Consider the following 12,700-nt stretch of genomic DNA (forward strand, 5'->3'; position numbering starts at 1 on the left):
TTTCGCTTTCCCGCTCACTAATTAAGGATGATCAAACATTAAAGTACAGGTTAAACTAAAAGTTTCATCTAATACTTTTAGCAATGATATGCATTTATATAAAGTATATGCGTATTAATGTTTTAACTTACATCTTAATTTTAGCAACGTATATGAGAGCAATCATTTTGTTAAAGTTGACTGTTGACTTATATACTTAGGTATAAATCATTAATATAACTATTTAAGTTATCAATTTGAACATCTTCACTTTCACCTGTATCACGTCGTTTAACTTCTACGATACCTTCAGCAGCATTTTTACCAACTACTACTCTAATTGGTAATCCTATTAAATCGGCATCATTAAATTTAACACCTGCACGTTCTTTACGGTCATCATAAAGTACATCATATGTTTCTTTTAATTGTTTATATAATTGGTCAGCCAATTCACGTTGTTCTTCTTTTTTAGGATTGATTGTAATTAAATGTAAATCAAATGGCGTTACTGATTTAGGCCATATAATACCATTTTCATCATTATTTTGCTCAACAATCGCACTTAAAGTCCTAGAAATACCTATACCATAACATCCCATTAATAAAGGTTTAGCTTTACCTTGATTATCCAGGAATGTTGCATTCATTGCTTCAGAATATTTAGTACCAAGTTTAAATACTTGCCCAACTTCAATTCCTTCGGCAAATTTAGCATCACCTGATCCATCAGCTAAAGGCTCTCCTTCTAAAATAAATCTAAAGTCTCCATAAGCTTCGATTTCAAAGTCACGCCCTACGTTTGCATTCAATAAATGGTAACCATCTTCATTAGCACCTACAACAATATTATTTAAATCTTTTATAAAATTATCAGCATATACTTTGATGTTTTTATCGAAAATAGGACCAAGTGAACCAGGAGATGCACCTAATAAATTTTTAATTTCATCTTCTGTAGCTAATTCGATGTGATCCGTACCAAAGAATGCTTTTAATTTCACATCATTAATTTCATGGTGACCACGTACAAGTACCATAATAAATTCACCATCAACATTAAATACCATGGATTTTGTAATTTCATCCAGTGGTTTTTCTAAAAATGTTGCTAATGCTTGTGCTGTGTGTACTTGAGGTGTTTCTATTTTTGTTAATGACGCTATCTCATCATGCTTTTCATTGGGATGATATACAACCTCAGCTTTTTCAATATTAGCTGCATAATCACTATTTTCACTATAAACTATTGTGTCTTCACCAATTTCACTTAAAGCCATAAATTCATGTGTATGACTGCCACCAATAGCACCTGAATCTGCAACTACTGGTCGCGCATTTATTCCGACACGTTTAAATATGCGATCATATGCGTGATACATATCTTGGTATGTTTCATCTAATGAAGCCTCATCAGCATGAAATGAATATGCATCTTTCATAATAAATTCACGACCACGTAACAATCCAAAGCGCGGGCGTTTTTCATCTCTAAATTTAGATTGTATTTGGAATAAAGTAAGTGGTAATTGTTTATATGATTTAAGTTCATCTCTGATTACAGATGTTATAAGTTCTTCATGTGTTGGTCCAAGTGCAAACTCACGACCATGTCTGTCTTTCAAACGCATCAATTCTGGACCATATGCACTCCAACGACCGGATTCTTCCCATAGTTCTGCTTTTTGTAACGCTGGCATTAAAATTTCCACAGCGTCGATACGTTCCATTTCTTGTCTTACAATACTTTCAATATTATTCAAAACTTTAGCAGCTAACGGTAAATAGCTATAAATACCACTCGTACTTTGTTTGATTAATCCTGCTTTTAACAAAAGTCTATGACTCAAAGCTTCAGCTGCTGCAGGTACCTCTTTCATCGTTGGTATAAATACTTTAGATTGTTTCATTTACATGCTCTCCTTTTATAAGAAATAACGTTGAATGTCATTCCACGTCACTAAGACCATTACAATTAATACAAATACTGCACCAATTGCAATAATTGTCGTTTCTGCTTTTTTGTTTAATGGTTTTCTAAAAATCGCTTCATATATTACAAATAAGATTCGTCCGCCATCAAGTGCTGGGACTGGTAATAAATTCATTAAACCTAAATTGACGCTTAGTAAAGCTGTCCAAGAAATCAAATTAATAATACCTGTTTTAACAACAGAGTCAACTGTATGATAGATACCGACTGGACCATTTAACATATCAAATGAAAATTGACCGGTGAAAATGCTCGCAATCATGCTTAAAATCGCGGTAAATATCAGTTTTCCAGCTACAATTGTTTGCTTTACGCCTTCAGTAATCGGTTTAAATACCGTATGTTCAGTAGAAGCAGTATAACCTAACAAATATTTAGTTTCTGAATGTGTTTTAGTTACTTTTTGTTCATATTTTTTTGGTTTTACTTGCAAGGTTTCTGTTTTACCATCTCGTTCTACTTTAATTTGTGTCTTTTTGTCTTTAACCTGTGATATTGCTTGATCTATATCAGATTTACTATTGATAGATTTGTCAGCAATTTTCACGATAGTATCACCTGTTTTTAAGCCTGCGTGTGCTGCTGGGCTATCTTGCGCCACTTTATCAACTGTATTTGTTGGTGTACCTTGATAATAAGCTAAGCCAATAAATAATACTAATGTAAGTAAAAAGTTAAATAATGGGCCAGCAAACAGTGTTAAGAATTTTTGATAAGGCTTTTTGTGTGTGAATTGTCGGTTTTTGGGAGCTATTTGAATTAAACTACCATTCTCAACAAAATAGGCTTTGTCAGCAATTTGATAATGATGTCTTTGCTGATCATATGCAGTTACACCTTCAATGTATAAATCTTCTTTAAAATCACATTGTTTAACTTCCATTGCTTCAATTTGTTGGAACTTATGTTGATCATCTAAAATGATATGTGTGATTTCATCTTTATCATTTAATTTTATCTTTACATGCATACCTGGTTGAACGGGTGGTTCCTCCAACCCGTCACCTGCCATTCTTACATATCCTCCAACAGGCAATAAACGAATGGTATATAAAGTTTCATTTTTTCTGAAACTAAAAATTTTTGGCCCCATTCCAATTGCAAATTCTGGACACATAATGCCAGCTCTTTTTGCAAAAAACATATGACCGTATTCATGAACTGTTACAAGAACACCAAATACGATTATAAAAGAAATAATTGTCACTAGAAAACTCAAATTGATACACCTCATATTTTCCGTAAGATTGTTCCATTATTTTTTATATTGCTATAATATATAAGCTATTTTAATGCTTTTGATTATAAAATTATAACATAACAATACTAGCTGATACACGTAACTTTATGCAGTAGAAAAAATTATCATGACTTAACACTTAATATCTCTGTAACATATTTTAAAAACTTATGAAAAGGAGTTAAAAACTTAAATGTTTCATTTGATTTCTCATCGACATTTAAATTCATAACTCCTTTTATTGTTCAATTATACAATTTTATTGGCACTTCGTTTACCTTAAAATCACTTATATTAAGAATATGTTTAATAATGGTAAGACAAACATAAAACTATCAAATCGATCTAATATACCACCGTGACCAGGTAAAATGCGTCCAGAATCCTTCACACCAAAATGACGTTTAAAGCCTGACTCTACTAAGTCTCCTAACTGACCAAACATACTTAAAATAACCGTACATAACAGTAGTAACCATATTGCAATATCAAAATCTATAAACATCATCATTACAAGCGGAACTATCAAACTACAAATAATACCGCCAATAAATCCTTCAATTGTTTTATTGGGACTGATGACAGGCCATAATTTATGTTTACCCATTAATCTACCAAAAATATACGCGCCAGTATCTGTAGACCACACAATTAAGAAAGCTAAAAGTATGTAATGTAATCCTTCTGATCTAGTTTCATATAGATACATGAAGCCTATCCCTACATAAGCTATAGACATTAAACAAAAGGCAGCATCCATAAAACTAAATCTATTTTTAGAAAGTACTGTATAACTGAGTAAAATAAAACTCATTGCTATTAAAGATTTTAATTGTAAATCGTTTACCCATGTACCTGCTTCTTGCGGTATCATAATAATTAATATTCCTAATGCACTTATAATTCCTGGGATGGATAGGAACTTTATCATATTCATATTCAACAATTCTTTGAGACCTATAAATGCTAATAAATAAGAAAAAAGCATTAGTACAAGGCCACCCTTTAACAATACAGGTAGAAAAACAATAAGTGCTATTATTGCTGTTAAAGTTCTAACTTTCATACTATTCTCCTAACTATTTATAATCCCCCAAAACGTCTTTGACGAGATTGATAAATTTTAATACAGTTTATTAATTCTTCTTTGTCAAAATCTGGCCAAAATTTTTCATTGAATATAAATTCACTGTAAGACACTTGCCAGATAAGAAAGTTACTAATTCGTTGCTCACCTGAGGTTCTAATTAAAAGGTCTGGATCAGGATAATCGTGGGTCATTAAATGTTCGTTAATCAATTGCTCTGTAATATGATCACTGGATAAGCCTTCTGAAGATAATTTTTCATAAATTGATTTTACACTATGGACAATTTCAGCACGTCCACCATAGTTAATTGCAAAAATTAATTTTAATCCTGTGTTTGCTTTGGTCTGTTCTTTTGCCTTATTAATCGCTTCAAGTGTTGCAGTTGGTAAATCATTTAAAAAACCAATCGTTTCTACTTTAACATTATTTTCTATTAATTCAGGTAAAAAGGTTTTTAAAAAGTTAACCGGCAAATTCATGATATAATTGACTTCATTTTTAGGTCTTGTCCAATTTTCAGTTGAAAATGCATACAACGTTAAATATTTAATACCTAAATCACTAGCTTCTTTAGTTATTTTTTTAATCGTTTGCATACCTTCATAATGGCCTTTGATTCTAGGCAATTTTCTTTGTTTAGCCCAGCGTCCATTGCCATCCATAATAATTGCTATATGATTAGGTACATTATGTAGATCCAACTCATTGTTGGATGCATTAGGCTGGTTTTTTTTCTTGTTTAGCTTTTTAAACATGGTATTTCCTCCGAGCGTTATCATCTCTGCTTATTAAATTAGCTTCTAAATGCAATTATCTATCATTTTATCATACTAGATAAGCGCAATGAATAAACAAATAAAAAAACTGTACCAAAGTCTGATTTGATACAGTTCAGATAAATTTATAATATGCTTCATTTTCAATACCAAACAACTTAATGTTGAGTATTTACTCACAAAAAACATATCATAATTACCATGTTTATACTGACATAATATCTTGTTCTTTTTCTTCTAATAATTTATCAATGTCATTTATAGAATCGTCAGTTATTTTTTGTACTTCATTCGTTTGAGTTCTTAAGTCATCTTCAGTGATGTCACCGTTTTTCTCTTGCTTTTTAAGTTCGTCATTCGAATCACGGCGTACGTTTCTAACTGCAACTTTAGAATCTTCACCAATTTTTTTAACTTCTTTTACAAGCTCTTTACGACGTTCTTCTGTTAATGCAGGCACACTTATACGAATGACCTCACCATCACTAGATGGGTTTACGCCTAAGTTTGCTGCATTAATTGCTTTTTCAATATTAGCCACTGATGTTTTGTCGTATGGTGAAATGACTAAAAGACGAGCTTCTGGTACATTGATACTCGCTAATTGTTGAATAGGTGTTGGTGCTCCATAATAATCAACAGTAACACCGTTTAAAAGGTTTGAATTTGCTCTACCAGCACTAATATTAGCTAACTCTCTTGAAAGACTATCAATTGATTTTTTCATCTTTGTTTTCGTGTCATTAATTATGTCACTCATTTTATACACCTCTAAATTATTTTGTAATTAATGTTCCTATTTTTTCACCCATAACAGCGCGTTTAATATTTCCTTCTTCTGTGATAGAGAATACATTCAACGGGATATTGTTATCCATACAGAAAGAAGATGCTGTTGAGTCCATGACTTGTAAGCCTTCTTGTAACATTTGAATATGTGTTAAATGTTCATATTTAACCGCATTTTCATCTTTTTTAGGATCTGCAGAATAGACACCATCAACATTATTTTTGCCCATTAAGATAACATCTGCTTCAACTTCAGCAGCACGTAAAGCTGCAGTTGTGTCAGTTGAGAAGTATGGATTACCTATGCCAGCAGCAAATATAACAACACGCTTTTTCTCTAAGTGTCTAATTGCGCGACGACGAATATAAGGTTCTGCAACTTGTTTCATCTCTATAGAAGTTAATACACGTGTATCACACTCTAATTGTTCCAAACTGTCTTGTAGTGCTAAAGCATTCATAACAGTAGCTAGCATGCCCATATAATCTGCTGTACCACGATCCATACCTAGATCACTACCAGTTTTACCTCTCCAGATATTACCTCCGCCAACAATCACTGCAATTTCACAATCCATTTTTGCTACCTCAGCTACTTGTTGAGCAACACTTTTAATAATTATGGGATTTATCCCGAATCCATCTTCACCTGCTAGTGCTTCACCACTTAATTTTAAAACGACACGTTTATATTTAGAAGTTTGAGCCATTGTCTTATCCTCTCTATTGTGAAAATATGTATTTGATACAAGTAAAGAAGACACAGTAGAACTTCCAATATAAAAGTAAGTCTTTCATACGGAGCACAAAAAGGTGTCTTCTTTCTTGTTCAAACTATGAAATATTATTTCATTTGTCCTTTTACTTCGTCAGCAAAGTTTTCTTCACGTTTTTCCATACCTTCGCCTACTTCATAACGTACGAAGTCAACTAGTTTTCCACCTTTTGATTTTAAGAAAGCTTCAACTGTTTGATCAGGATCTTTAACAAAGTTTTGGTCAACTGCACAAATTTCTTGTAAATATTTACGTAAACGACCTTCAACCATTTTTTCAACAATTTTTTCTGGTTTGCCTTCGTTTAAAGCTTGTTGTTTCAATACTTCTTTTTCATGAGCAATTTCATCTTCACTTACTTGTTCAGATGAAACATATTTAGGGTTAATCGCAGCAATATGCATAGCTACATCTTTAGCAGCATCGCTATCAGTAGTACCTTCAACAACTGTTAATACACCGATACGTCCACCCATGTGTAAATATGAACCAAATGCATCATTATCTGATTTTGTTCTAACAGCAAAACGACGGATACTTAATTTTTCTCCGATTGTAGAGATTGCTTCTTTCATGCGTTGGTCTACAGTTTTACCGTCAGCTAATTCAGATTCTAATAAAGCTTCAACAGTATCAGCTTTACTCTCTAACACTTGTGTAGCAATTTCTTTCACTAATTCTTGGAAACCTTCGTTACGTGCTACGAAGTCAGTTTCTGAATTAATTTCTACGATTGCCGCTTCATTTCCTTTTTCTTCTACATGTACTAGTCCTTCTGCAGCGATACGGTCAGCTTTTTTAGCTGCTTTCGCAATACCTTTTTCACGTAGGTAATCAATAGCTTTATCAATATCACCATCAGTTTCTGTCAACGCTTTTTTACAGTCCATCATACCAGCGCCAGTTTTTTCACGTAATTCTTTTACAAGTTTAGCTGAAATTGCCATTTCATATTCCTCCATTATTTAATGAATTTTAATATATTTATTTTAAAAAAAGGTGATAAGCTTAAATATCTTATCACCCATTTTACATTATTCTTAGTTTGATTCAACAGAAGTGTTTTCTTCAGTTGTTTCTGCTTCAGTAGCTTCTTCTTTTGATTCATTTAAATCAATGTTTTGTTCAGCCGCTACTTCTTCATTTGATACACCTTGTTGACCTTCTAAGATTGCATCTGCCATTTTACCTGTTAATAACTTAACGGCACGGATAGCATCATCGTTTGCAGGGATAACATAATCGATCTCATCTGGATCACAGTTAGTATCCACAATACCAACGATTGGGATGTGTAATTTACGTGCTTCAGCAATTGCGTTGCGCTCTTTACGAGGGTCAACTACAAATAATGCTTGAGGCATAGATTTCATATCACGAATTCCGCCTAAGAATTTAATTAAACGGTCATATTCTTTTCTTAGTTCTACTACTTCTTTTTTAGGTAATACTTCGAATAAGCCATCTTCTTCCATTTTTTCAATTTCAGAAATACGTTTGATACGTTTTGAAATTGTTTTATAGTTAGTTAAAATACCACCTAACCATCTTTGGTTAACGTAGAATTGACCAGCACGTTCAGCTTCAGCTTTCACTGATTCTTGTGCTTGTTTTTTCGTACCAACAAATAAAACTTTTCCGCCATCTTCTGAAATTTGTTTTATAAAGTTGTAAGCTTCTTCTACTTTCTTCACTGTTTTTTGTAAGTCGATAATGTAGATACCGTTTCTTTCAGTGAAGATGTATCTTTTCATTTTTGGGTTCCAACGGCGTGTTTGGTGACCGAAGTGAACACCTGCTTCTAGTAATTGTTTCATTGAAATTACTGCCATAAATAAAATCCTCCTATTGGTTTTTTACCTCCATAAAAAGCTCATATAAACACGATAACAATTTATCGCACCCTTTATACTTCCGCTCTCTATGTGCGTATTGGCTTAATAGCCGTGAATAAATATATCATATTCATACATATAAAGCAATAGTTCAGCTTATAATTTCTCATTTATAATAGTGAAGATTCAAGTCATATTTTTATCAATTCAAATATCACTGTAACACTTTATATAGTAAGCAGTTTCCATTATAAAATGATATTGTATTTATTTTTTACATATTCACTAAATAAACGCATAACGCATGGATATACTAAATGATATGAAAGCGTATATAGCAATCACATTTAAAAGTGATTCTACATTTTATTTTATTCTATCTAATTCATCTAAGAATTTTTCTTTTTTAACTTTAATAAACGTACCTTTCATACCTAATGAACGTGATTCAATAACTCCTGCGCTTTCTAACTTACGCAATGCATTAACAATCACAGAACGTGTAATTCCAACCCTGTCAGCTACTTTAGAAGCAATCAACAAGCCTTCTTTACCACCTAATTCTTCAAAAATATGTTCAATCGCTTCACTTTCTGAGTATGATAATGAATTGATTGCCATATTAATCGCAGCTTTATCTCTAGCTTCTTGTTCAACTTCATTATGTTTTTCACGCAGAATTTCCATGCCAATAACTGTAGCCGCATACTCACCTAAAACAAGATCATTTTCAGAAAAGTCGTCTTGTACACGTCCTAGCACTAACGTACCTAGTCTTTCTCCGCCACCTAATATTGGAAAGATAGTTGACTTACTATCTTTAAATACATCTTCGTTTTCAGGTGGAAAAACTGAAAGATCACTTTCGATTCCAATATTGGATTCTGTTTCTTTTACATCCATTAACTTATCTGTATATTCCACAGGTATGTGTCTATTTTCTAGCATTTGAATAATACGTTCATTTTTTAACAATTCATTTAAACTTGATCCTAAAATTTTACCTTTTCTTGACACAATGAAAACATTTGTCACTGTTACACTACTTATCGTTTGTGCGACGTCTTTAAAGTCTACAGCGATTCCTTTGTGCTTTTGCAAAAGTGTATTTAATTCTCTTGTTTTTGATAATAAGCTCATATTACTTCTCCTTTTTGTTTATATTATAAAATAAATGCACTTAAATCTTTATTTGTTGAAATTGATTTCAACTTATCATCAACATATTGAGGTGTGATATCTACAACGGCATGTGGCATGCTCGGTGCTTCGAACGATAAATCTTCTAACATTTTTTCAAATATTGTATGCAATCTACGCGCACCAATATTATCTGTATCTTGGTTAACTTGAAAGGCAATCTCTGCCAAACGTTTAATCGCTTCTTCGGTGAAATTCACCGTTACTTGTTCCGTTTGGAGTAGCGCTTCATACTGTTTAATCAATGATAATTTGGGTTCAGTTAAAATGCTTACAAAGTCTTCCACAGACAGGCTTTCTAATTCAACACGAATTGGGAAACGACCTTGTAATTCAGGTATTAAATCACTTGGTTTTGAAACATGGAATGCACCAGCACCAATGAATAGCATATGTTCAGTATTAACAGTACCATATTTAGTTTGAACCATGCTACCTTCAAGTATAGGTAAAATATCTCTTTGTACACCTTGTCGTGAAACATCTTGACCTGAATTTTGATTGTTAGTAGCCACTTTATCTATTTCGTCAATAAAAATAATTCCCATTTGTTCGGCTAGCTCAATAGCCTCTTGATTGGCAGTTTCTTGGTCAATCAGTTCATCCGCATATTCATCAGTCAAAATATTTCGAGCAGTTTTGACAGGGACTTCTCTTTCCACTTTTTTCTTAGGCATTAGTTGGTTCATCATATCTTGCATTTGTTGGTTTTGATTTGTACCTAACATACCTAAAGCACCTGGGTCCTGTTCGACTTTTAATCTCACTTTTTCTTCTTCAAGTGAACCATTTAATAATTGTTGTTTGATTTCAGAACGCTTTGTTTTGATTTCTTCAGTTGGCGTTTCTTCATCATCGTCCTCATTATTTTGACCAAAATTAGGTATTGCTCCGCCAAAAAGAGACTCTAAAGGGTTGTTGCTGTTAGTGCTATTTGCTTTCTTTTTCATGCTTGGAACTAAAAGTTTAACTAATTTTTCGTTTGCTTTACTTCGTGCTTCATCTTCAACTAACGCTTTCTTTTGCTCTTTTACCAATCTAACAGCAATATCAACTAAGTCTCTAACCATACTTTCAACGTCACGCCCAACGTATCCTACTTCGGTGAATTTCGTAGCTTCTACTTTAATAAAAGGCGCACCAACCACTTTAGCCATGCGTCGCGCAATTTCAGTTTTCCCTACGCCAGTTGGTCCAATCATTAAAATGTTTTTCGGTGCAATTTCTTGTTTCTCTTCGTCAGAAAGTAGGCTTCGTCTATATCTATTTCTTAATGCTACTGCTACCTTGCGTTTAGCGTCATCTTGACCAACTATATATTCGTTAAGTTTTGAAACGATATCTTTTGGCGTTAATTTAATACCATTCGACTCCATATGAGAAATACCTCCGTTACTTTATTTTCTTCAAAAATCCATTATTTATTATACATTTATTTCATAAATTTTTACTTTTTGTTATTACAACATATTTTAAAATATAAGTTTTTTAAAGTTCTTCCACAACGATTTGGTCATTCGTAAACACGCAAATATCAGAGGCAACCTTTAAACTTTCATATGCCATCTCACGCGCACTTAAATCAGTAGCATGACGTTTTAATGCTCTACCTGCACTTAAGGCATAATTGCCACCGGATCCAATTGCAATTAAATCATCATCTGGCGCAATCACTTCTCCAGTACCACTTACGACTAGTATTGAATCTTTATCCATCACAATAAGCATCGCTTCTAGCTGTCTTAACTGTTTATCGCCTCTCCATTCTTGCGCTAACTCAACAGCGGCTCTTTCTAAATTACCGCTAAACTGTTGTAATTTTGTCTCGAACTTTTCAAATAGTGTAAAAGCATCTGCCACACTACCTGCGAATCCAGCTAACACTTTATCATTATATAAGCGTCGAACTTTTCTAGCGGTTTTTTTCATAATAACTTGTTCGCCAAGTGTTACTTGTCCGTCACCAGCCATTGCCGAATGTCCATTATGTTGTACTGCGTAAATAGTTGTCGCATGAATAGATGTACTCATATTTTAATTCTCCTTTTTTGCACGAGGATGTGCATTTAAATATACTTTTTTTAATTGATCATTCGTAACATGTGTATAACGACCTGTCGTCGATAAATTGACATGTCCTAGTAATGATTGCACTGTTCTTAAGTCAGCACCCTGATTTAACATATGTGTAGCAAATGTATGTCTTAATTTATGCGGATGTATATCTGTTACACCAGCAGTTCGTTTCACTACATCATTTAACACATAACGAATGCCACGCTCAGTGATAGGCGCACCGTTCATGTTAACTAACAAATAGTCGTGTTCAGTACCTTTTTTAGGACTAAATGCTTCTAAGTAATGTTCAATGCTTTGTTTACAAAATTCACCGAAAGGGATAAACCTTTCTTTACCACCCTTACCTAAAACTTTAACACCTGGTAAATTCATATCCAAATCTTGCTCTTTGATATTTACTAACTCTGATACCCTGATACCAGTAGCATATAAAAGCTCCAAAATAACACGATCTCTTAATCCTTTTTTTAAATCTTTATCTACTGTTTTAAATAATGCTTCCATTTCTTCTTCATAAAAAAAGTGCGGTAAATATTGTTCTTTTTTCGGATGAACTAATTGTATAAATGGATTTATGACACTTTCGTCTTGTACCATCCAATACTCATAAAAACTTCTCAGCGTAGAAATTTTACGAGAAACCGATGTTCTTTTCAAGTTTTTTGAATATAAAAAACTTAGGTAATTTCTAGCATCTTTATATTCAAAATTAGCTAAGCTTAAATGCTCTTGATTTAAAAAATCATTAAATTGCTCTAAATCATCATGATATGATTTCAATGTATGTTCAGAAAAATGTCGTTCTACTTTAAGCATGTATAAATAAGCTTGTTGGATTTCTTCCAATAAAAACCCCTCCATCGATATAAATTGTAGCATATCGATAGAGGGAACTGCGAAACATAACTATTAAATTGAGAAAAACTTTTTTTAATTTTCTGAA

General features: G+C 32.9%; 12 protein-coding genes. All 12 read right to left on the reverse strand.

From position 1 onward, the window contains the following. Positions 1-188: 188 nt before the first annotated feature. The 12 genes from AB1J10_RS07545 to xerC all read right to left on the reverse strand — a co-directional run bounded on the left by AB1J10_RS07545 (position 189) and on the right by xerC (position 12,603). A complete protein-coding gene (locus AB1J10_RS07545) occupies positions 189-1,889 on the reverse strand; it encodes a proline--tRNA ligase (protein ID WP_107365311.1) in 1,701 nt (566 codons plus the stop codon). A gap of 15 nt (positions 1,890-1,904) precedes the next feature. Next, the gene (gene rseP / locus AB1J10_RS07550; protein WP_046208633.1) at positions 1,905-3,191 is read right to left on the reverse strand and encodes an RIP metalloprotease RseP; all 1,287 of its coding nucleotides are present in this window, start codon (positions 3,189-3,191) and stop codon (positions 1,905-1,907) included. A 310-nt stretch (positions 3,192-3,501) separates the two neighbouring features. Beyond that, complete coding sequence (locus AB1J10_RS07555) at positions 3,502-4,278, reverse strand: phosphatidate cytidylyltransferase (RefSeq protein WP_064209034.1); 777 nt, start codon at positions 4,276-4,278, stop codon at positions 3,502-3,504. A 17-nt stretch (positions 4,279-4,295) separates the two neighbouring features. Then, on the reverse strand, positions 4,296-5,057 hold the full coding sequence (locus AB1J10_RS07560) for an isoprenyl transferase (protein WP_046208635.1): 762 nt from the start codon (positions 5,055-5,057) through the stop codon (positions 4,296-4,298). A gap of 226 nt (positions 5,058-5,283) precedes the next feature. After that, the gene (gene frr / locus AB1J10_RS07565; protein WP_046208636.1) at positions 5,284-5,838 is read right to left on the reverse strand and encodes a ribosome recycling factor; all 555 of its coding nucleotides are present in this window, start codon (positions 5,836-5,838) and stop codon (positions 5,284-5,286) included. Positions 5,839-5,854: 16 nt separating this feature from the next. Beyond that, on the reverse strand, positions 5,855-6,577 hold the full coding sequence (gene pyrH, locus AB1J10_RS07570; protein ID WP_019468449.1) for a UMP kinase: 723 nt from the start codon (positions 6,575-6,577) through the stop codon (positions 5,855-5,857). A gap of 134 nt (positions 6,578-6,711) precedes the next feature. Next, positions 6,712-7,590 carry a translation elongation factor Ts gene (tsf, locus tag AB1J10_RS07575; protein ID WP_046208638.1) on the reverse strand — a complete coding sequence of 293 codons (879 nt, stop codon included), beginning with the start codon at positions 7,588-7,590 and terminating at the stop codon, positions 6,712-6,714. A gap of 93 nt (positions 7,591-7,683) precedes the next feature. Next, positions 7,684-8,475 (reverse strand): 30S ribosomal protein S2, encoded by a 792-nt coding sequence (gene rpsB / locus AB1J10_RS07580; protein ID WP_040030607.1) that lies wholly within the window; start codon positions 8,473-8,475, stop codon positions 7,684-7,686. Between the two features lie 369 nt (positions 8,476-8,844). Further along, a complete protein-coding gene (gene codY, locus AB1J10_RS07585) occupies positions 8,845-9,618 on the reverse strand; it encodes a GTP-sensing pleiotropic transcriptional regulator CodY (protein ID WP_046208639.1) in 774 nt (257 codons plus the stop codon). A gap of 23 nt (positions 9,619-9,641) precedes the next feature. Next, positions 9,642-11,054 carry an ATP-dependent protease ATPase subunit HslU gene (gene hslU, locus AB1J10_RS07590; RefSeq protein ID WP_369003078.1) on the reverse strand — a complete coding sequence of 471 codons (1,413 nt, stop codon included), beginning with the start codon at positions 11,052-11,054 and terminating at the stop codon, positions 9,642-9,644. A gap of 112 nt (positions 11,055-11,166) precedes the next feature. After that, the gene (gene hslV / locus AB1J10_RS07595; protein ID WP_046208641.1) at positions 11,167-11,709 is read right to left on the reverse strand and encodes an ATP-dependent protease subunit HslV; all 543 of its coding nucleotides are present in this window, start codon (positions 11,707-11,709) and stop codon (positions 11,167-11,169) included. A gap of 3 nt (positions 11,710-11,712) precedes the next feature. Continuing rightward, positions 11,713-12,603 carry a tyrosine recombinase XerC gene (xerC, locus tag AB1J10_RS07600; RefSeq protein WP_046208642.1) on the reverse strand — a complete coding sequence of 297 codons (891 nt, stop codon included), beginning with the start codon at positions 12,601-12,603 and terminating at the stop codon, positions 11,713-11,715. Positions 12,604-12,700 lie beyond the last annotated feature (97 nt).

The sequence above is a fragment of the Staphylococcus cohnii species complex 1663 genome (assembly GCF_041008415.1).
GTDB classification, from domain to species: domain Bacteria; phylum Bacillota; class Bacilli; order Staphylococcales; family Staphylococcaceae; genus Staphylococcus; species Staphylococcus ureilyticus.

Excerpts from the sequence above, each read along its gene's own strand:
- tsf (WP_046208638.1), bottom strand. The coding sequence starts at position 7,590 with ATGGCAATTTCAGCTAAACTTGTAAAAGAATTACGTGAAAAAACTGGC.
- AB1J10_RS07545 (WP_107365311.1), bottom strand. The coding sequence starts at position 1,889 with ATGAAACAATCTAAAGTATTTATACCAACGATGAAAGAGGTACCTGCA.
- hslU (WP_369003078.1), bottom strand. The coding sequence starts at position 11,054 with ATGGAGTCGAATGGTATTAAATTAACGCCAAAAGATATCGTTTCAAAA.
- pyrH (WP_019468449.1), bottom strand. The coding sequence starts at position 6,577 with ATGGCTCAAACTTCTAAATATAAACGTGTCGTTTTAAAATTAAGTGGT.
- rpsB (WP_040030607.1), bottom strand. The coding sequence starts at position 8,475 with ATGGCAGTAATTTCAATGAAACAATTACTAGAAGCAGGTGTTCACTTC.
- AB1J10_RS07555 (WP_064209034.1), bottom strand. The coding sequence starts at position 4,278 with ATGAAAGTTAGAACTTTAACAGCAATAATAGCACTTATTGTTTTTCTA.
- hslV (WP_046208641.1), bottom strand. The coding sequence starts at position 11,709 with ATGAGTACATCTATTCATGCGACAACTATTTACGCAGTACAACATAAT.
- codY (WP_046208639.1), bottom strand. The coding sequence starts at position 9,618 with ATGAGCTTATTATCAAAAACAAGAGAATTAAATACACTTTTGCAAAAG.
- frr (WP_046208636.1), bottom strand. The coding sequence starts at position 5,838 with ATGAGTGACATAATTAATGACACGAAAACAAAGATGAAAAAATCAATT.
- AB1J10_RS07560 (WP_046208635.1), bottom strand. The coding sequence starts at position 5,057 with ATGTTTAAAAAGCTAAACAAGAAAAAAAACCAGCCTAATGCATCCAAC.